Source organism: Caballeronia ptereochthonis (assembly GCF_001545075.1).
Taxonomy (GTDB): domain Bacteria; phylum Pseudomonadota; class Gammaproteobacteria; order Burkholderiales; family Burkholderiaceae; genus Caballeronia; species Caballeronia ptereochthonis.
The window spans coordinates 41,028-60,793 of the sequence record NZ_FCOB02000044.1 but is presented as its reverse complement, the minus strand read 5'-3'; the positions used below and the strand labels follow the sequence as shown (position 1 = coordinate 60,793).

Here is a 19,766-nt window from a genome sequence, read left to right as displayed (position 1 = left end):
GGGTTCATCGACATCTTCACGTTGGCGATATCGACTCCCGTGTTGTCCGACTTCACCCGGACCTTCACGTTGTAGTCCACCACACGTTTTACAGGCACAAGAATCTTCATATCCGGTTCCCGGTTGACTTGCGTGACACGCGCTCAGGCAGCTGGAGCGCGCCCCAGTTCGATGTATCTGGCGAGATGATGATCTTCGTCGCCCAGTTGATGGTCGATCATCACGAGGCGCTTCGCGTAATGCGAGAGCGCCAGTTCCCATGTCATGCCGATCCCGCCGTGCAGCTGAATCGACTCTTCCGCGACACGCGCCCCTATGCGCCCGATCGAATACTTCGCCGCCGACAACGCGCGCTCGCGTTCGACGCCCGCTCCACCGACCGCCGCGGCCGCATTGATCGCCGCCGAGCGCGCCTGCTCGATTTCGAGCAGCACATCGGCCATGCGATGCTGCAGCGCCTGAAATGTTCCGATGGGCACGCCGAACTGCTTTCGCGTGCGCAGATATTCGAGCGTGTGTTCTTTGGCGACGTCCATTGCGCCGACGGCCTCCGACGCGAGCGCGACGAGCCCGTAACCGACCGCCTGCTCGAGCGTCCCGAACCCCGCGCCTTCATCGCCGACGAGCGTATCGGCATCGAGCGTGACGTCCTCGAGCAACACCTCCGCCGCTCGTCCGCCATCGATCATGCGATAGCCGCGCACGTGCACGCCTTTTGCCTCGCGCGGCACCACGAAGAGCGAGATACCCGCCTGATCGTGCTCGCCGCTCGACGTGCGCGCGGAAACGAGCAGGACATCCGCATGCTCGCCCTGCCGCACGACGCCTTTCGCGCCATTCAGCACCCAGCCGTCGCCGCGCCGCGCTGCACGCGCGGTGACGCGCGCAAGCTCGTAGTGCGAGCCGGGTTCATCATGCGCGAAGGCCGCGATCGCCGCGCCGTCGATCATCTTCGCGACGATCTCGCGCTGCCTGTCATTGCCTGCGTAAGCGAGCGCGCGTCCGACGATCAGCGCATCGAGAAACGGCTCCACGACGAGCCCGCGGCCGAGCGCCTCGAACACGACGGCGATATCGAATCCATCGCCTCCGAAGCCGCCTGCGGATTCATCGAAGAACGCTCCGACGATGCCGAGCTCGCAAAAGCGCCGCCACATGTCGCGGCTGTAGCCTTCCTCCGAGCGCGCGATCCTGTCGCGTACGTCGAAGCCATACTGCTCCGCCATGAACCGGTTGAGCGAATCCGCAAGCATCCGGCGGTCTTCTGTGTGCTGGAAATTCATGGTGCGAATCCTTCAGAGCCCGAGAATCATCTTCGAGATGATGTTCTTCTGAATCTCGTTGGAGCCGCCAAAGATCGACAGCTTGCGGTTGTTGAAGTACTGTGCGGCGGCGCTCGACGCTTCGCCTGGCCCCACCAGCTCGCCTTCGCAGCCGTCTTCCAGCGCTTCCTCGATGAACGGCTGCGCGTACGATCCCATCGCGCGACGCATCAGCGACGAGATTTCCTGGCGAATCTCCGTGCCGCGAATCTTCAGCATCGAACTCTCGGCACCCGGCGCGCCGCCGCCGGCCACAGCCGCGAGCACGCGCAGGTTAGTCGTCTTCATGTTCTCGAGATCGATCTCGACACGCGCGAGCCGCGCGGCGAACAGGGGATCGTCGATGAGCGCGCGGCCGTTGCGCCGCACCTTGGCCGCCGCCGCTTTCAGCCGCCGCAGCGCCGCGACCGAGAAGCCCACGCCCGCGATGTTCGTCCGCTCGTAGGTCAGCAGATACTTGGCATAAGTCCAGCCCTTGTTCTCCTCGCCGACGAGGTTGTCAACCGGCACGCGCACGTCGGTGAAGAACACTTCGTTGACCTCGTGCTCGCCGTCGAGCGTGATGATCGGGCGCACTTCGACGCCGGGCGTCTTCATGTCGACCAGAAGGAAGCTGATGCCCTCTTGCTTGCGCACATCCTGCGCCGTGCGCACGAGGCAGAAGATCATGTTGGCGTAATGGCCGAGCGTGGTCCACGTCTTCTGCCCGTTGACGACGTAATACTCCTTGCCGTTCTCGGTCGTTCGCACGGCCGTGGTCCGCACGGATGCGAGATCGGAACCCGCGCCCGGCTCCGAGTAGCCCTGACACCACCAGTCGGAACCATCGAGAATGCGCGGCAGCCAGTAACGCTTCTGCGCCTCGCTGCCGTACTTGATCAGCACCGGCCCGAGCATGTTCACGCCGAACGGCACGATGCGCGGCGCGCCCGCAATCGCGCATTCGTTCTCGAAGATGAATTTCTGCACCGCATTCCAGCCGGGGCCGCCGTACGCCTTCGGCCAGTGATTCGCGAGCCATCCCCTCGCGTTGAGAATGCCGTGCCATTGCACCATGTCGTCGCGCGTCAGGTGCTTAACCGTGCGCACCTTTTGCGCGATGCGCTCCGGCAACGACGTGCGCAGGAAGTCGAGCACTTCGGCGCGAAACGCTTCTTCCTCTGCGGTGAATTTCAGATCCATGACTGCTGTTCCATCTGAAGATTGAAGAAGGGCCGAACTCAAGCCGGCTGGTTCAGGCTCGCGAAGGGCTTGCCGCGCGCGACGAGATCCACGAGCAACGGAGAAGCGCGCCAGAAGAGCGGATCTTCCTTCGCGAACTCGCGGATATCGGCGAGCACGGTGTCGAGGCCGACGCTGTCCGCGTAGTGCATCGGACCACCGCGATAGCGCGGAAAACCGAAGCCATGCATCAGCACCGCGTCCACGTCGAGCGGACGCAAGGCGATGCCTTCATGCACGATGTTCGCGCCTTCGTTGATCATCGCGGCCAGGTAGCGGCGCACGATCTGCCCGTCGTCGAACGCGCGCGGCGAGATGCCCGCACGCTCGCGCTCGGCGTCGATGATCGACTCGACCTCGGGATCGGGCTTGCCGATGCGCGCGCCGTCGTCGTAACGGTAAAAGCCGCGCCCGGTCTTCTGGCCGAACCAGCCTCGCTCGCACAGCTGATCCCCGATGCGCACATAGCGGGCGTTGGGGTCGCGCGTCGCGGCCCGGCGCTTTCTGGCGGCCCAGCCGATATCACCGCCCGCGAGATCGATGACCTGATACGGTCCCATCGGAAAGCCGAATTCGCGCACCGCGCGGTCGATCTGATAAGGCGATGCGCCGTCTTCCATCAGATGGTCCGCGGCAGCCCGATAAACGGCCAGCATGCGATTGCCGATGAAGCCGTCGCACACACCGGCGCGCACCGCCACCTTGCGCAGCTTCTTCGCGAGTTCGAACCCGGTCGCGACGACATCGTCGCTCACGCGCGCGGGCACCACGATTTCGAGCAGCTTCATGATGTTCGCGGGCGAGAAGAAGTGCAGGCCCAGCACGTCCTGCGGACGCGAGATGCTCGCCGCGATTTCGTCGATGTCGAGATAGGACGTGTTGGTCGCGAGCACGGCGCCCTGCCTGCACACGCGATCGAGTTCCGCGAACACGGCTTTCTTGACGGCCATGTCCTCGAACACGGCTTCGATCACGATGTCGGCATCGGCGAGCGCATCGTATGACGTAGCGCCGTTGAAGCGCTCGAACGCACGCGCTTTCGCCTCCTGCTGCAGACGGCCTTTCGCGATCAGCCCGTCGTACACTTTCTCGACATGCGCGCGGCCCCGCTCGAGCGTCTCGTCGTCGCGTTCGATCATCGTGACGGACAGGCCGGCGTCGAGCAGCGCGACGGCGATGCCCGCGCCCATCGTCCCGCCGCCGACGACGCCGACGCAGCGAACGGGGCGCGCCCGGGCGTCGCGCGTTTCCGGCGACTTCTGCGCCTCGCGCTCGGCGAAGAACGCATGCACGAGCCCCGCGCGCTGCGGACTCTCGCGGCATTCGAGAAACTGCTTGCGCTCGAATTGCAGGCCCTCGTCGAACGGCAGGTTCAGCGCGGCTTCCACGCAGTCGACGATCTTCATCGGCGAGAGCAGTCCGCGCGACTTCTTCTGCGTCTCGGCGCGCGCGGCTGCGATCGCGTCCGCGCTCGCTTGCCGGTCGGCGGGACCGCGCGCATTCCGCGTGCGGCGCGGCGCGGCCTGCGTGGCGATCAGTTCGTGCGCATACGCAAGGCCTTCGGTGAGCACGTCATCGCTTTGTCCCACGCGATCGACGAGACCGAGGCGCAGCGCTTCCTGCGCACCCACATGACGTCCGCTCAGCATCAGCGACAACGCGGCTTCCGCGCCGATGAGACGCGAAGCGCGCTGCGTACCGCCCGCTCCGGGCAAAAGCCCCAGCTGCACTTCCGGCAGACCGAGCTTCGCGCCTTCGAACGCGATGCGGTAGTGCGAAGCCAGCGCGACTTCGAGCCCGCCGCCGAGCGCCGCGCCGTGAATCGCCGCAATGACGGGCTTGCTGCAAGCCTCGATGCGGTTGCACACCTCGGGCAACGAGGGCGGCACGGCGGGCTTGCCGAATTCGCGGATATCCGCGCCCGCGATGAAGTTGCGCCCCGCGCCCACGATCAGCACCGCGCGCACCGACGCGTTGGCGTCGGCGGCCGTGACTGCGTCGATGAGACCGCGCCGCACCGCGGCGTTGAGCGCGTTGACAGGCGCGTGATCGATCGTCACGACGAGGACGCTTCCGCGCAACTGATGTTCGACGGTGGCGGAGTCGGGCGCGCTCAACGGCGTCATGAATGCAGTCTCCAGTCTTGAATGTGAATGTTCGCAATGGCGTGAGTGCATTCTCAGGGGGACAAGCTTCCTTGACAATTACAGCGGCAATTGACAGACTGTCAAATCACTTTTGACAATCGCGCTATTGCGCCAACTTGGCCGTGGACGTCAACGAACTCACCCTGCTGGTCGAAATCCTCGATGCGGGCAATCTGAGCGAGGCGGCGCGGCGGCTCAAGATGAGCCGCGCGAACGTGAGCTATCACCTGAATCAGCTGGAGAAGTCGGTCGGCTTGCAGCTCGTGCGGCGCACCACGCGCCGCGTCGAGCCGACGGAAATCGGGTTGAAGCTGTACGAACACGGCCGCTCGATCCAGAACGCGCTGCTCGCGGCGCAGGAATCGGTGTCCACCCTCGGCCAGCGGCTGCAGGGGCGCGTGCGGCTCTCGGTGCCGAGCGGTTATGGGCAGCTCGTGATGTCGGAATGGCTCATCGCGTTCAAGCGGGAGTATCCGGACATCGTGCTGGATGTGATGTTCGAGAATCGCGTCGAAGACCTGCTGCGCGACGAAGTCGACATCGCCGTGCGCGTGATGCCGGAGCCGCCTCCGAGTCTCGTCGCGCGCGACATGGGACCGGTGCGCTATGTCGCGTGCGCATCGTCCGCATATGCCGAAGAGCACGGCATGCCGACGCAGCTCGACGAGCTTCGGGTCGTGCCGGTCATCACGGCGACCGTCGTGGGGAAGCAGACGCGCGTGGCCGCTTATCTCGACGACGAGCGTCACGAAGTGCTGCTCGAGCCGAGCCTGATCTCGGAGAACTTCACGTTCCTGCGCGACGCGATTCTCGCGGGACTCGGCGTGGGGATCGTGCCGGATTACGTCGTGATGGAAGACATGCGCCGCGGCGATGTCGTGACGGCGCTCGATCAATGGCGGCTCAGCATCTTCGGCACGCACATGTACATGGTCTACATGCCGAATCGGCATCACACCCGTGCGACGCTGGCGTTCATCGACTTCATGCTCGACCGGGCGCACAAGGCGGGACGCAGGCAGCTTCCGGCGGGCACGGGCTGATCGGGCATTGCCCTTACCGGCGAGGCGCGCGTTCGGCAAACCCGATCGCGACCGACATCAGCATGATCCCCGACGACTGCATGCCGCTCAGGCGCTGATCGAAGAACAGCCAGTCGACGACGATCGCCACCGCCGGATAGACGAACTGGAACACCGCGATGCGGCCGGTATTCAGGCGCGCCATACCGCCGTATATCAGCGTGTAGGCAATGCCCGTGTGTATCGCGCCGAGCCCCGCCAGCCACAACCATGACATGCCCCAGGCAGGCCAGCCCCGTTGCACCGGCCAGATCCACAGCGTCAGCGTGCCGATTGCGCATTGCCACCAGGCGAGAATGCCGGCGGGGACATCACGCAGGCGCTTCGCGATGATCGTGACGCACGCCATGCAGAACGCGCCCACGAGACACAGGACGACGCCGCGCCAATAACCCGGCACAAGCGTGCCGCTTGCCGTGCGCTCGGCCATTCCGGTCGCGAGCACCAATCCGAGCATGGCGGCCGACACCGAGGCGATGCGCCGCCTGCCGATGGGCTCTTTCAGCCATAGCGCTCCGAGCAGGAGCACCCACATCGGCTGAACGTGAAAGAGCACGATCGCCACGCCGGCCGACGTCCGCTCGATTGCGCTGAAGAACAAGCCCCAGCTCAGCACCATCAACGCGCCGGCGCACAGCACCCACGGCGCGGTGGCCCGGGTCAGGCGCAGATGGCGCGTCTGTCGACGAAGCATCACCCACAGCGTCAGGCCGAGCAAACCGAATGTGCAGCGAAACCACGTCGCCGTCAGCGGATCGGCGTGAGCCTCGTACACGAACACGCCGATGGTGCCGAGCAGCGCGCAGCCGAGAACGAATGACAATGCACCGGATGTATGGCCGCGTATGCCCTGCGCGCAACCGGATGCGCCGTCGTGAATGTGCTGGTCCGTATTCATGCGGGCAGTTTGTCCCGCAACCGCCAGGACGAAAAGCGCATAATTCAGTGATCATCCATTCGAAAATCGAAAGCGGCGGAAACGATGAATCAGCGCGATCTGCAAACGGACTGGCTCAAGTGCTTCGTCGCCGTGGTCGATGCGGGCTCGCTATCGAGCGCGGCCGGGGAAGTTCATCGCTCGCAGTCGGCGGTGAGCATGCAACTCAAGAAGCTGGAAAGCGCGCTCGGCTTGCGGCTCATCGAGCGGGGCTCGCGTACGCTCGAATTGACCCTCGACGGGCAGACGCTCCTCGGCTATGCGCGCCGCATCCTCGACCTGCATGCCGAAGCGCAGGTCGCGCTGCGAGGCGAGCAACTCACGGGACGCGTGCGGCTCGGCGTGCCTGACGACTACGCGGCGAAATACCTGACACCGGTGCTCAAACGCTTCGCGCCCAGACACAGCGGCGTCGAAATCGAACTGATCTGCGAGCAGTCGACCTCACTCATTCCGCGCGTGGCGAGCGGCGATCTCGATCTCGCGCTCGTCTCGCGCGATCACTCGCGGCGCGGCACGCTGCTGTTTCATGAGCCGATGGTCTGGGTGGGCTCCCCGCAGTTCGAGTCGTGGCGACGCGACCCGATGCCGATCGCGGTCTACGAAAGCACGAGCCTCGCCCGGCGCGGCGCGATCAATTCGCTGGCGCAGCAGGGGCGTCGATACAAGGTGGTCTACAACAGCTCGAGCCTGGCGGGGCAGATCGCGGCCGTCGAGAGCGGGCTGGCGGTGGCTGCGCTGACTCAGTGCAGCGCACCCGAACACCTGCGGATCCTGGGCAGCGAAGAAGGATTGGGGCCGCTCGAACCGATGGAAGTCGCCGTGTACCGAAGTCGCGACTCGCGCGGCTCGAAAGCGGTGGATAGCCTGCAGAGCCTGCTGGTCAAGACGCTGCGCCAGTCGGCCTCAGTCTGATCCGTGTCGATGCGTCGCGATGCCCTCGATCTCGACCAGCAAGTCGGCGCGGCAGATATCGACCTTCAGGAAGCGGATGTCTGCATCCGGATGAAACGCGGCCCGCGATAGCTTCATTACCGATGGCAAGTCCGCCTCCCGCCGGTAATAGACCTTGATCCGATCGAGATCGTGGAGCGTGTAGCCGTCCGTCACGCCCTGCGCCGCGAGGTTCTCCGCGCTCACCAGATGAGCGATGTTGCCGGTCGCGACCTCCCACTGCTTCCCGAGATCGCCTTCGTGCACTGTCTCGTGTCCGATGATGCTGGCCGTGCCGGACACGTACAGCGTATTGCGCATGTGCGTGGCCCTGGCGAAGCTGGGCGGCTTGGGACCGTAACGCTGCGGATAGCGATACGCCGGCGTCTGGCGCGCGTTTTCGATGTGCCGCACCACGCCTTCGCGGCGCGCCAGAAAATAGAAGCCGACGCCCTCGCCCCATGTGCCGATGCCGGTCGCCGCTGGCATGCCTGCCGTGCTCGCGTAATCCTCTTCGAATGCCACGGCGCGCCCGCGGCAGAAGTCCCGATAGACCTCGAGTCCGTGCGGATTCTCGCCGTTGATGTGCGGGATGAAGTTCCACATGCGGAAGATCTTCGGGAAGCTCAGTTCCCTGACCAGCGCGAAGGCATCCGCATAGGTTTTGCGCGCGGCTTCGGTGTAGTGATCGGAAGCCGGGATGAAACCCGCGCAGAAGAGATAGGCATCGTTGTGAGCGAAGACGAGATCGTTCACGGTTCCCGAGCGCGTTTCACCGGACACGCTCCAGACTTCGGCGAAGCTGTCGCGCGCTTCGTCGGTCATCTTCAGATGCAGCGTCGGCGCGCCGTTCTCGATACGCGGCGCGGCGCTCGTCACGCCAAAGACGATCCGGCCGAGAATGCCGCTTCCTTCGTCCTGCCCGACGCCGACGAAGCGCGACTCGATCCTCTCATGCTGCAATGAACGCACTGCCACTCACCTCTCCCGTGCGAGATCTGCGTTATTCGGAGAGCTCGCCGCCGAACAAATCGGCCGTCGCGGCGCGCTCCCTGGGCGTTGGCAGCGTGCCGCTGCGAACCTGTTCGAGAATCTCCGGCGGCAGCCAGGTTTCCTCCATCGCACCGATGCCGTTCTCGATCATCTGCTGAAGGAAGAACGACTGCTTGCGTCCCGTCACTTCCGCCAATAGTCGCAGCCTTTGTTCGAACTGTGGATCGACCCGTACTGCGACCACCTTCAGCTTGTTTTCGGCGGTCCTTCTCACTGCGTGCTCCTGTAACGTTGAATTCGCGCCGAACGCGGGCGCGTCGATGCGGTGCTTCTACCATAGTGATTCGCGGCGCAGCAAGGGGAAACGTCGGGCGCTCCCCTGAATCCGGCCAATTCTCTGGTCACCGAGGCATGCAGGGTGGATGAAAGCCGGAATTCCGACGCCGCACGCCACGTGCGCCCCCCCGAGGCACTTCACGCGTTCGCCGCCGAAGTTTACCGTTCCGCGGTCGCAAGCCCCGAAAACGCGCCCGCCGCCGCCGATGCGATGGTGCGGGCCACCCCCCGGCGGCGACGAAGCATCATCCGGGAATCACATCTGAAAGCGGTCGCGCGTCGTCACATAATCGCTCGCGCCGAAGCGTCCCACCGGAAAGTAGTGCTGCAGGCGCACGCGCCACGTATCGAGATCGATGAGCTCGTCGCGCGCGTGCAGCATCAGCACCTTGCCGATGAAGATATGACGGCTCTCCGTTTCGAGCGTCTCCCACAGCGCGCATTCGAAGGCGACGGGCGCCTGCGCGATGCGCGGCGGCTTCACGCGCGTCGAGGGAAGCGCCGTGAACCCCACTTGATCGAGCTCGGAGACATCGGCGGCGAAGCGTTCGCCGCAGCGATGCATCTGCTGCGCGATGGCCTCGTCGGCGAGATGCACGACGAACTCCCTTTCGCGCGGGACGTTCACCGCCGTGTCCTTGAGCGTGCCGTCCGCCAGCCGGTTGATGCTGATCATGACGATCGGCGGCTCCTCGCCGAGCATGTTGAACATCGAGAACGGCGCGGCGTTCACGGTGCCGTTCGCGCCGAGCGTCGTCACGAGCGCGATGGGCCGCGGCACGATGAGGCTCGCCATCAGCTTGTAGCGCTGATACTCGGTGATCGCTTCGAAGTCGATTTCCATGTCACTCCACTGCGGTTCGTTGCGCGGGATCGATGCCGAGCAGATGCGCGAGCCCCTTCGCGCCCGGCATGCGCGATGTCTCGATGCGCGCCTCCAGGCTGCGCAGATGCGCCGTCATATGCGCGATCGCGCCTTCGGCATCGCGCGCCTCGAGACAATCGAGGATGGCGGTGTGCTCGTCGTGCTCGCACGGCGCGTTGCCCACCGGCTCGTAGGCGCCGACGAGCAGCGAGCAGCGTGAAATCAGCTCGGTGAGATAGTGCTCGAGGATGGGGTTGCCCGCAAGCGCCGCGACGCGCAGATGAAACTCGCTCGCGAGCCGCGCCCACGACGGCTGATCGAAGCGATGCATCGCCTCGTGCTCCGCATCGAGCTGCTCGCGCAGCGCGGCGATGTCGGCGGCGCTCGCGCGCGCCGCCGCCAGTTCGACGAGCGCGCGCTCCACCGAGCGTCGCGCCTCGAAGATCACGCGCGTCTCCTCGCGGGTCGGCTGCGCGATCACCGCGCCCTTGTTCGGGCGCAGCACGACGATGCCGTCATATGCGAGCTTTTCCAGCGCGCGCCTCACCACCGCGCGGCCCACGCCGAACAGCGCGCATAACTCCGGCTCGGGCAGCTTCGTGCCGGGCATGAGCCTGCGGTTCAGCACGCCTTCGAAGATCGATCGATAGATGCGCGCGTCCGCGCTTTCCTTCTCGTGCTTCATGCGGCTTGCGCCCGCAAGGGCACGGCTTCTTCCGCATGGCGCGCGATCGCGCCGGGCGTCGTGAGCCAGATGTCCCTGCGCGCGGATGCGATATGCGTCAGCGCGCGCCGCAAATGCCGCAGGCGATACGGCTGCCCGACGATATACGGATGCAGCGCGATGCCCATCACGAGCGCCTGCGGCATGCGTGCGCGTTGCGTCTGCTCGAGCATCTCGTCGAACTGATCGATGATCATGTCCGCGAAATCGCGCATATCCATGTGCCGCGCCATGATCATCGGCAGATCGTTGAGCTCCTGCGGATACGGGATCGACCAGAGCGGGCCGCCACGCGTGTTCATGCGCACGGGCCGGTCGTCGTGACACCAGTTGAGCGTGTAGCGATAGCCGGTCTCGGCGAGCAGGTCCGGCGTGCGATGCGATTCGGAGATCCATGGCGAAAGCCATCCCGAAGGCGTCATGCCGGAACACTCGACCATGCGCGCCCGGCAGTGCGCGAGCAACGCGCGTTCGCCGGCTTCGTCGAGATCGCTTTGCCGCTGCGCATTCGTGTGGCCGTGCGCGATCAGCTCGTCGCCGCGCGCGGCGCATGCTTCGACGAGCGCGGGGCAGTGATCGTAGAGCGACGTGTTGACGATCGTGCCCGCGGGCATGTCGAGCGCATCGAACAGTTCGATGCAGCGCCACGCGCCCACACGGTTGCCGTACTCGCGCCAGCTGTAGTTGAGCACATCGGGCTGCGGCGAAAGCGGGCCGAGCGCGGCGCCCAGTCCCTCGCCGAAGGCGAAGTGCTCGAGGTTGAAGCCGAGATAGACCGCGAGGCCCGCGCCGTTCGGCCAGCGGTACGCATCGCCCTCATGAATCGGGCAATAGTCGAAGCGTCCATGCGTCTTCAACGGATTGAAGTCGTTCATTGTCGAGTGTGGATGAACCGGTTTGGTTAGGTCATGCCCCAACGCGGACGTTATCCGCACCTCGATCGCACACGTGAGACATGCGCAAGTGCTGACGATCGGGGTCCGCGATCGTGTGCAATATGCGCGCCAATTCGTCGACGCGTACCGTCAGCGCGCGTTGCCGCGCTCGTCACCGTATGCAAGGACCACGCGGCCAGATACGAATGGCATATGTCTTGCAATGGCTTGCCCGCTGTATTCCATCAGCGTCTTCTCACAGGACAAGCCTTCATGGTTCAGCCGGCATCCACGGTGGTTCACGCGAGCCCAGCCGATATCGAGCTCGTGCACGTTTCGAAGCGCTATGGCGACGCGCTCGCCGTCGATTCGATCGACCTGCGCATTCCCGGCGGCGCGTATTGCTGCCTGCTCGGGCCGTCCGGCTGCGGCAAGACTTCGACGCTGCGCATGATCGCGGGCCACGAGTGGGTTTCCGAAGGCGACGTGCTGATCGGCGGCCGCAATGTCACGCGCGAGCAGCCCGTCGCGCGCGGCACGGCCATGGTCTTTCAGAGCTACGCGCTGTTTCCGCATCTGTCCGCGCTCGACAACGTCGCGTTCAGCCTCAAGGTGCGCGGCGTCGCGAAGGAAGCGCGCAGGAAGCGCGCGGGCGAACTGCTGGAGCTCGTCGCGATGTCGGCCTACGCGGAGCGCAAGCCCGCACAGCTTTCGGGTGGACAGCAGCAGCGCGTCGCGCTTGCGCGCGCCCTGCTCAACCAGCCGCGCTGCCTGCTGCTCGACGAGCCGCTCTCCGCGCTCGACCCGTTCCTGCGCGTGCAGATGCGCGCCGAGCTCAAGCGCTGGCAAAAGGAGCTCGGGATCACTTTCGTGCACGTCACGCACTCGCAGGAAGAAGCGATGTCGCTCGCCGATCTCGTCGTCGTGATGAGTCACGGTCATATCGAGCAGAGCGGCACGCCCTTCGAAGTATTCAACCGGCCGCGCACGGAATTCGTCGCGCGCTTTCTCGGCGGCCACAACGTGCTCGGCTCGAACGGGCGGCTCTTCACGGTGCGCGCGGATCAGCTGCGCATCGCGCCGCAGGGAACCGCGCCCGGCACGAGCGCGGGCGACGGCGGACTTGCGTGCACGGTGCGAGAGGCCGAATACCAGGGCACGCATCTGCGCATGATGCTCGATCCGCTCGACGGTTCGCCGGAACTCGTCTCCATGATCAGCGACGCCGAGTACGACCCGCAACGGCTCGGCCCGAACGCACGCGTGACCGTGTGGTGGGACGAGCGGAACGCGCATCCGCTCGCGGCATGAACTCAGGCATTCACAACTTCAAATTCGAGGAGAGTCCAATGAACGACGACCAAGCCGGAGCACGCGAAGAAGACATCACGAACAAAGGCGTTTCACGCCGCACCTTCATCAAGGGCGCGGTGGCGGCGGCGGGCATCGCCGGATTTCCCTATGTGCATGCGCAAGAGAAGATCACGCTGCGCTATCTGGGCACCGCGGTGAACCAGAGCGCGGAGATCGCAAAGAAGTTCAAGGAAGACACGGGCATCGAGATTCAATACATTCCCGTCACGACCGATGACGTCACCAAGCGCATCATCACGCAGCCCAATTCGTTCGATATCGTCGACACCGAATACTTCTCGCTGAAGAAGCTGATTCCGGCCGGCACGCTCGCGGGCATGGATGCAAAGCGCATCAAGCTCGCCGACAAGATCACGCCCGTGCTGACCAAGGGCGAGGTGAACGGCAAGAAGATCGGCGATCAGGGCACCGCGCCGAAGAAAGTGATGTTCCTGAAGGGCGCGCGCTCGAGCGAGTTCAGCACGACGCCCACGGAATGGATGACGCTCATCCCCACGACTTACAACGCCGACACGCTCGGCATCCGTCCGGATCTCATCTCGCGTCCGGTGAACACCTGGGCGGACTTGCTCAATCCGCAATTCAAGGGCAAGGCGGCGCTGCTCAACATTCCGGCCATCGGCATCATGGATGCCGCGATGGCGATCGAAGCGATGGGCCAGGTGAAGTACGGCGACAAGGGCAACATGACCAAGGCCGAGATCGACCAGACCATCAAAGTGCTGATCGAAGCGAAGCGCGCCGGACAGTTTCGCGCGTTCTGGCGCGACTTCAACGAGAGCGTGAACCTGATGGCCTCGGGCGAAGTCGTGATCCAGTCGATGTGGTCGCCCGCCGTCACCAAGGTTCGCACGATGGGCATCGCCTGCAAGTTCCAGCCGCTCAAGGAAGGCTATCGCTCGTGGGCGTCGGGCTTCGGCTTTCCGCGTTCGCTGCAGGGCAAGAAGCTCGATGCCGCGTACGAATTCGTCAACTGGTTCCAGGACGGCTGGGCAGGCGCCTATCTGATGCGCCAGGGCTACTATCCCGGCGTGACCGAAACCGCGAAGTCGCACATGCAGGCCTACGAGTGGGACTACTGGATGGAAGGCAAGCCCGCCGCGCAGGACATCAAGGCGCCCGACGGTCAGCTGCTGGAGAAGGCGGGCACGGTGCGCGACGGCGGCTCGTACACCCAGCGCATGGGCGCCATCGCCTGCTGGAACGCGGTGATGGACGAGAACATCTACATGGTCCAGAAGTGGAACGAGTTCATCGCTGCATAAAGGAGCGCGCCTGACGATGGCTTCCGTCGAATATCTCGAGCAAGCGAAGCAAACGCCGGTGCGCCACCGGCGCGTGAGCGCATGGCTGCAGGCCACGCCGCTCACGCTGACCTTCGTGCTGTTCTTCATCGTGCCGCTCGTGATCACGCTGATCGTGAGCTTCTGGGACTTCAACGAGTATCAGATCATCCCGGCGTTCACGCTGAAGAACTACGCGGCGATATTCGACGGCTGCGGTTCCTTCACGGACGTCTGCGTGACCTTCAAGACGTACTGGTCGACGCTCAGGTTCTGCGCCATCGTCTGGGCCGTGACGCTCGTGCTCGGCTTCACGATCGCATACTTCCTCGCCTTTCACGTGCGTACGACTGCCATGCAGACCGTGCTGTTCCTCGTCTGCACCATTCCGTTCTGGACCTCGAACGTGATCCGCATGATCTCGTGGATTCCGCTGCTCGGCCGCAACGGGCTCGTGAATCAGGCGCTGATGTCCGCGCATCTCGTCGACCGGCCGCTCGAATGGCTGCTGTACTCGAACTTCTCGGTGGTGCTCGCGTTCGTGCATCTCTACACCTTCTTCATGATCGTGCCGATCTTCAACGCGATGATGCGCATCGACCGGTCGCTGCTCGAAGCGGCCCGCGACGGCGGCGCGAGCGGCTGGCAGGTCATCCGCGACGTGGTGCTGCCGCTTTCGAAAACGGGCATCGTGATCGGCTCGATCTTCGTCATCACCATCGTGATGGGCGACTTCCTTACCGTGGGTGTAATGGGCGGACAGCAGATCGCATCGGTAGGCAAGATCATTCAGGTGCAGACGGGCTACCTGCAGTTCCCCGCCGCGGCGGCCAACGCGATCATCCTGCTCGCCGTCGTGCTCATGATCGTGTGGGCGCTGACGCGCGTCGTCGATATCAGAAAGGAGTTGTGACATGGCGGGTTCCATCGCACACCGGGAGCACCGGCCGGCGAGCTTCTACTGGCTCGCGCTCGTCTTCGGCCTCTTCGTGCTGTTCCTGTATGGGCCGGTCATCACGATCTTCATTCTGTCCTTTCAGGGTCCGGAAGGCGGTCTCACGTTCCCGATGCGCGGCGTCTCGCTGCACTGGTTCGCCGCCTTGCGCGACGGCGTCGGCGACATCGACATCTGGGCGGCATTCGGACGCTCCGTGAAGCTCGCGCTCGCGGCGACCGTGCTGACCGTGCTGTTTTCCGTGAGCGCCGGGCTCGCGTTCAGACGGCGCTTTCGCGGCGATACGGCGGTGTTCTACGTGTCGGTGGCAAGCCTGATCATGCCGTCGATCATCGTGTCGCTCGGCATCGGCCTGACGTTCCGCCTGCTCGACACGCTCATCAAGTATCTGGCGAACGAATGGGGCTTCCAGTCGTTCGCGGATGGCTGGACCACGTCGATGGGCCTCTTCACCTCGGCGCTCGGCGCGCATCTCACGTGGACGCTGCCGTTCGGCCTGCTCGTGATGTTCGCGGTCTTCAACCGCTTCAATTCCGCCTACGAGGAGGCGGCGCGCGATCTCGGCGCATCGCCGTGGCAGTCCTTCAGGCATGTGGTGCTGCCGATCATCGGGCCTTCCGTGATCGGCGTGGGCATGTTCGGCTTCACGCTCTCGTGGGATGAAATCGCGCGCACTTCGCAGGCGATCGGTGATCAGAACACGCTGCCGCTCGAATTGCAGGGCCTGACGACATCGGTGACGACGCCCGTGATCTACGCGCTCGGCACGTTGACGACGCTGATGTCGCTCGCGGTGATGATCGGCGGATTGCTGATCGTCGGGTCGATCGCGAAACGAAGAAAGATCGCTCGCTAAAAGGGCTTATGTGAGTTCGAGCACCCGCTCACCCGCAGAAACGCCCGCACCGGAGCATGCGCCTGCGCCGCGCGATCGCGCGTTGATCGCGCATGCGCCAACTCCTTCCCACTCTTTCGTGAGCATGAATGCCATGTCCTCCTCCTCCTCCGATGCCGTGCTCGACGCCTATGCCGATGCCGCGCTCGCGCTGCACTTTCCCGCGCTCTCCGACGGCGCCGCCGCCCGGGTGAAAGCGCAGTTCGCGCGCATCGCGCAGCTCGCTGCACCCGTGCTCGCGTATTCCGTCGATGCCGGCGACGAACCCGCGCCGGTGTATCGCCCATGACAGCGCATGACTACTCTTCGTATGGCGCGCTCACCATCGCGCGTGCGTATGCCGATGGCGCATTCAGCGCACGCACGCTGATCGAAGCGACGCTCGCGCGCATCGATGCATACGACGCGCAAGTCAATGCGTTCACCGAGGTCACGCGTGAACGCGCGCTCGCCGAAGCGGACGCGCTAGATGCACGCCGCGCGCGGGGCGATGCGTTGCCGCCGCTCGCGGGCGTTCCGTTCGCCGCGAAGAATCTCTTCGATATCGAGGGCATCGCGACGATCGCCGGTTCGCGCGTGCTCGCGAACGCGCCGCCCGCCGCCCGCGACGCGACGCTCGTCGCGCGCCTCGCCGATCATGGCGCGATCCTCGTCGGCGCGCTCAACATGGACGAGTTCGCGTACGGCTTCACGACAGAGAATCACCACGCGGGACCGTGCCGTAATCCGCATGATCTCGCGCGCTCGTCGGGCGGATCGTCGGGCGGCAGCGCGGCGGCCGTTGCAGCGGGCTTCGTACCCGTCACGCTCGGCACCGACACGAACGGCTCGGTGCGCGTGCCCGCGTCGCTGTGCGGCGTGTTCGGCGTGAAGCCGACGTATGGACGCCTGTCGCGGCACGGCACGTATCCGTTCGTCGCGAGCCTGGATCATATGGGTGCGTTCGCGCGCAATGTCGAGGATCTCGCCGCCATCCATGACGCATTGCAGTTCGCCGACCCGCTCGATCCGGCGTGCGCGCAGCGCGCGTTCGAATCCGCGAACACCAGGCACGGCGCATTGCGTGTCGCACGGCTGGGCGGTTACTTCGACGAACACTCGAACGATGAAGCGCGCGAAGCATCGCATGCGGCGGCAGACGCGCTGGACGCGTCACAGACCGTCGAGTATCCCGATGCCGATGCGGCGCGCGGCGCGGCGTTTCTCATCACCGCGGCGGAAGCCGGCCAGCTGCACATGGCGAACCTGCGCGCGCGTTACGACGAGCGCGAGCCCTTGTCGCGCGACCGTCTGATCGCGGGCGCGCTGCTGCCCGCGGCGTGGATCGTGCAGGCGCAACGCGTGCGCGCGGCGTTGAGGCGGCGCGTGCTCGAGTTGTTCGAACGCTACGACGTGCTCATTGCGCCTGCCACGCCGATGGTCGCGCCGCACATCGGCGACGAGTTCATGGAGATCAACGGCGAGCGGCTCGCGGTACGGGCGAACCTGGGCTTGCTGACGCAGCCGGTCTCGTGCCTGGGCTTGCCGGTCGTCGCCGCGCCGATGCGCACGAAGAGCGGCTTGCCGATCGCCGTTCAATTGATCGCGCCGCCCTGGCGCGAGGATCTCGCCTTCGAAGCGGCGCGCAGACTCGAAGCGGCTCACGTCGCGTTTTGTCCGCCGCCGCCGTTCGACGAAGCGCTGCTTGCCTCGGGTGCGGACGCATGAACGAGATCGATCGGCCGGACGTGCTCGCCGAAGTCGACGCGGCCTTCGATGCGTACGAGAAAGCGCTCGTCACCAACGACGTCGCCATGCTCGATGCACTGTTCTTCGATTCGCCGCACACAGTGCGCTACGGCGCGACGGAGAACCTCTACGGCTGCGAGGCGATCCGCGCGTTTCGCGCCGCACGGCCCGGCAAGGGGCTCGCGCGAACGGTGACGGCGCGCGTCGTGACGACTTACGGCGATGCGTTCGCCGTCACGCATATCGAGTTCCGGCGCGAAGGCGAGCCGCGTATCGGCAGGCAGAGCCAGACGTGGGTGAAGATGCCTGAAGGCTGGCGCGTGGTCAGTGCGCATGTGAGCTGGATTCACTGTCGCGATGCACCCACTGATGTATGTGGTGCCGGGCGCGGGCCACTGCGGCGGCGGCGAAGGCTTCCCCAATATCGACCTGGTCTCGCAGACCACCGGCGGGGTCGAACGGAGCGCGGCGCCAAAATGCGGTCATGAGCTACCAGACCGATTCGGCGAGCAGGGTGACGGCATCGCGTCCCGTCTATCCGTATCCGGCGGTAGCGAAGTACACCGGCAACGGCGACTGGCACGACGGCGCGAACTGGACCCAGGGCGCCCCGCTCTACAACGACGCGGCGCCTGCCTGCACCGGATCGAGCTTCTACACGTCGTATAGCCCGAAGACGCAGGCGGTAGCGGCGCCCTGAGCGGCCATGCGCTGGCGCCGTCGCTGCCGTAAGAGCGACGGGGGGCGCGTCATTCGGCCACGGCGATCGGCGCGGCGGCGCGCGCGTGCAACCCGCGCCGCTGCAAGCCGAGAAGACACACGAGCGACACCGCCGCGAGCGAGCTGTAGAACAACGCGAGCGGCCACCACTGCCCCGGCCACGCATGCGCCAGCACGGTGCCGATGAGCGGCGTCAAGCCGCCCGCGAGCGCCGCGCAGCTTTGATAGGAGAGCGAGATCGCCGAATAACGCACGCCGACGTCGAACGCGTCGGTCATGAGTCCGGCCATCACGGCATAGGAGCTCGACATGCACATCACCGCGATCGCGATGCCGATGACGATCGCCACGGGACGTCCCGTCGAAACGAGCACGAACATCGGATAAGGAGAGAGCATCGCGAGCGACGCGGCCCACGCGAGGAAGCGTGCCGCGCCGACGCGCTGCGCGATCCATCCCGACGCGAGCTGCGTGAAAAGCTGGATGAACGCCACGACGAACAGGCAGTCGAGAACCAGCGCGCGATCGAGCCCGAGCGTTTCCGTCGTGAAGTTGAGCATGAAGGTGTTGACGAACCACGCGCCCGCCACGCCAATCACGTTCGCGCCGAGACACAGCAGCACCGTGAGCCAGGCGTTGCGCAACACATCGACGATGGGCAAGCGCACCGGCTTCTGCCGCTTGCTGAATGCGGTGAATTCCGGCGATTCCGCGACGCGCGCGCGAATGAACACGCCGACGAGCAGCAACAGCGCACTAGCCATGAACGGCACGCGCCAGCCCCAGTCGAGCAGGGCCTCGCGTGGCAGATGCCCGACCGTGCGAAACGCGAGCAGCGCGAAAATCAGCCCGGCGGGGCTGCCGAGCTGCGCGAACGATGCGAGAAACGTGCGCTTGCCTTGCGGCGCATGCTCGCCCGCCATCAGCACCGCGCCGCCCCACTCGCCGCCGATCGCGATGCCTTGCGCCACACGCAGCAGCACGAGAAGCGTGGGCGCGAGCGCGCCGGCCGTCGCGTAGGTCGGCAAGAAGCCGATGCCGACCGTGCCCACGCCCATGATCGCGAGCGTCGCGACGAGCGCCTTCTTTCTGCCGATGCGATCGCCGAGATGCCCGAACACGAGCCCGCCGAATGGTCGCGCGAAAAAGCCGACTGCGAAGGTCCCGAACGACGCGAGCGTGCTGTAGAACGGCTCGCCCGACGGAAAGAACAGCTTGCCGAATACGAGCGCTGAGGCGGTCGCGTAGATGTAGAAGTCGTACCACTCGATGGTCGTGCCGATGAATGCGGCGAACGCCGCGCGTCCGGGCTGGCGGGCGCTTGCGCCGTGAGCGTTGGTCTGCATGATGCGTCTCCTGATGATGACCGGTCTGTG

The 19,766-nt window shown here is 65.2% G+C and carries 19 protein-coding genes and 2 pseudogenes; 10 read left to right on the top strand and 11 right to left on the bottom strand.

Going from position 1 to position 19,766, the window contains the following annotated elements; translation table 11 throughout:
- From AWB83_RS35870 to AWB83_RS31925, 4 genes and pseudogenes are all read right to left on the bottom strand, one after another.
- Positions 1 to 110, bottom strand: a pseudogene (locus AWB83_RS35870) (electron transfer flavoprotein subunit beta/FixA family protein); the annotation flags it as partial.
- Between the two features lie 33 nt (positions 111 to 143).
- A complete protein-coding gene (locus AWB83_RS31935) occupies positions 144 to 1,283 on the bottom strand; it encodes an acyl-CoA dehydrogenase family protein (RefSeq protein WP_087049620.1) in 1,140 nt (379 codons plus the stop codon).
- A gap of 12 nt (positions 1,284 to 1,295) precedes the next feature.
- Positions 1,296 to 2,504, bottom strand: coding sequence for an acyl-CoA dehydrogenase family protein (locus tag AWB83_RS31930; protein WP_087049619.1), 1,209 nt, complete (start codon positions 2,502 to 2,504; stop codon positions 1,296 to 1,298).
- 38 nt (positions 2,505 to 2,542) lie between these two features.
- The gene (locus AWB83_RS31925) at positions 2,543 to 4,669 is read right to left on the bottom strand and encodes a 3-hydroxyacyl-CoA dehydrogenase NAD-binding domain-containing protein (protein ID WP_087049618.1); all 2,127 of its coding nucleotides are present in this window, start codon (positions 4,667 to 4,669) and stop codon (positions 2,543 to 2,545) included.
- A gap of 143 nt (positions 4,670 to 4,812) precedes the next feature.
- Between AWB83_RS31925 and AWB83_RS31920 the strand changes: the two genes are divergently transcribed.
- Positions 4,813 to 5,733, top strand: a complete 921-nt coding sequence (locus AWB83_RS31920) for a LysR family transcriptional regulator (protein WP_087049628.1) — start codon at positions 4,813 to 4,815, stop codon at positions 5,731 to 5,733.
- Between the two features lie 13 nt (positions 5,734 to 5,746).
- Here the strand turns inward: AWB83_RS31920 and AWB83_RS31915 are convergent, their stop codons facing one another.
- On the bottom strand, positions 5,747 to 6,670 hold the full coding sequence (locus tag AWB83_RS31915; RefSeq protein WP_087049617.1) for a DMT family transporter: 924 nt from the start codon (positions 6,668 to 6,670) through the stop codon (positions 5,747 to 5,749).
- An 84-nt stretch (positions 6,671 to 6,754) separates the two neighbouring features.
- Here AWB83_RS31915 and AWB83_RS31910 point away from each other — a divergent pair, with 84 nt between their 5' ends.
- The gene (locus AWB83_RS31910; protein ID WP_087049616.1) at positions 6,755 to 7,624 is read left to right on the top strand and encodes a LysR family transcriptional regulator; all 870 of its coding nucleotides are present in this window, start codon (positions 6,755 to 6,757) and stop codon (positions 7,622 to 7,624) included.
- Here the strand turns inward: AWB83_RS31910 and AWB83_RS31905 are convergent.
- The 5 genes from AWB83_RS31905 to AWB83_RS31885 all read right to left on the bottom strand — a co-directional run bounded on the left by AWB83_RS31905 (position 7,616) and on the right by AWB83_RS31885 (position 11,435).
- Positions 7,616 to 8,620 carry an FkbO/Hyg5 family chorismatase gene (locus AWB83_RS31905; RefSeq protein ID WP_244197955.1) on the bottom strand — a complete coding sequence of 335 codons (1,005 nt, stop codon included), beginning with the start codon at positions 8,618 to 8,620 and terminating at the stop codon, positions 7,616 to 7,618. The two genes, AWB83_RS31910 and AWB83_RS31905, sit on opposite strands and share 9 nt — an antisense overlap.
- Before the next feature lie 25 nt (positions 8,621 to 8,645).
- A complete protein-coding gene (locus AWB83_RS31900) occupies positions 8,646 to 8,909 on the bottom strand; it encodes a YlcI/YnfO family protein (RefSeq protein WP_087049615.1) in 264 nt (87 codons plus the stop codon).
- Positions 8,910 to 9,227: 318 nt separating this feature from the next.
- Entirely contained in the window at positions 9,228 to 9,815 is a 588-nt protein-coding gene (locus AWB83_RS31895) for a flavin reductase family protein (protein WP_087049614.1), read from the bottom strand.
- 1 nt (position 9,816) lies between these two features.
- A complete protein-coding gene (locus tag AWB83_RS31890; RefSeq protein WP_087049613.1) occupies positions 9,817 to 10,521 on the bottom strand; it encodes a GntR family transcriptional regulator in 705 nt (234 codons plus the stop codon).
- Positions 10,518 to 11,435: a polysaccharide deacetylase family protein gene (locus tag AWB83_RS31885; RefSeq protein WP_087049612.1), complete on the bottom strand. Its 918-nt coding sequence runs from the start codon at positions 11,433 to 11,435 to the stop codon at positions 10,518 to 10,520. Before AWB83_RS31885 ends, AWB83_RS31890 begins: the two co-directional genes overlap by 4 nt.
- A gap of 273 nt (positions 11,436 to 11,708) precedes the next feature.
- On the opposite strand from AWB83_RS31885, the gene AWB83_RS31880 reads away from it, so the two are divergent.
- From AWB83_RS31880 to AWB83_RS31845, 8 genes and pseudogenes are all read left to right on the top strand, one after another.
- Positions 11,709 to 12,746 carry an ABC transporter ATP-binding protein gene (locus tag AWB83_RS31880; protein WP_087049611.1) on the top strand — a complete coding sequence of 346 codons (1,038 nt, stop codon included), beginning with the start codon at positions 11,709 to 11,711 and terminating at the stop codon, positions 12,744 to 12,746.
- A gap of 38 nt (positions 12,747 to 12,784) precedes the next feature.
- The gene (locus tag AWB83_RS31875) at positions 12,785 to 14,074 is read left to right on the top strand and encodes an ABC transporter substrate-binding protein (protein ID WP_087049610.1); all 1,290 of its coding nucleotides are present in this window, start codon (positions 12,785 to 12,787) and stop codon (positions 14,072 to 14,074) included.
- Between the two features lie 16 nt (positions 14,075 to 14,090).
- Entirely contained in the window at positions 14,091 to 15,005 is a 915-nt protein-coding gene (locus AWB83_RS31870; protein ID WP_087049609.1) for an ABC transporter permease, read from the top strand.
- Between the two features lies 1 nt (position 15,006).
- Positions 15,007 to 15,903 carry an ABC transporter permease gene (locus AWB83_RS31865; RefSeq protein ID WP_087049608.1) on the top strand — a complete coding sequence of 299 codons (897 nt, stop codon included), beginning with the start codon at positions 15,007 to 15,009 and terminating at the stop codon, positions 15,901 to 15,903.
- A gap of 133 nt (positions 15,904 to 16,036) precedes the next feature.
- Entirely contained in the window at positions 16,037 to 16,231 is a 195-nt protein-coding gene (locus tag AWB83_RS31860) for an AtzG-like protein (RefSeq protein WP_244197954.1), read from the top strand.
- The gene (locus AWB83_RS31855) at positions 16,228 to 17,649 is read left to right on the top strand and encodes an AtzE family amidohydrolase (RefSeq protein ID WP_087049606.1); all 1,422 of its coding nucleotides are present in this window, start codon (positions 16,228 to 16,230) and stop codon (positions 17,647 to 17,649) included. Before AWB83_RS31860 ends, AWB83_RS31855 begins: the two co-directional genes overlap by 4 nt.
- Positions 17,646 to 18,017 (top strand): annotated as a pseudogene (gene hpxZ / locus AWB83_RS31850) (oxalurate catabolism protein HpxZ); the annotation flags it as partial. The gene AWB83_RS31855 and the pseudogene hpxZ, both read left to right, overlap by 4 nt.
- Before the next feature lie 137 nt (positions 18,018 to 18,154).
- A complete protein-coding gene (locus AWB83_RS31845; RefSeq protein ID WP_208636830.1) occupies positions 18,155 to 18,370 on the top strand; it encodes a hypothetical protein in 216 nt (71 codons plus the stop codon).
- Positions 18,371 to 18,419: 49 nt separating this feature from the next.
- Here AWB83_RS31845 and AWB83_RS31840 read toward each other — a convergent pair whose 3' ends face one another.
- Positions 18,420 to 19,736, bottom strand: coding sequence for an MFS transporter (locus AWB83_RS31840; RefSeq protein ID WP_087049605.1), 1,317 nt, complete (start codon positions 19,734 to 19,736; stop codon positions 18,420 to 18,422).
- Between the last annotated feature and the right edge of the window lie 30 nt (positions 19,737 to 19,766).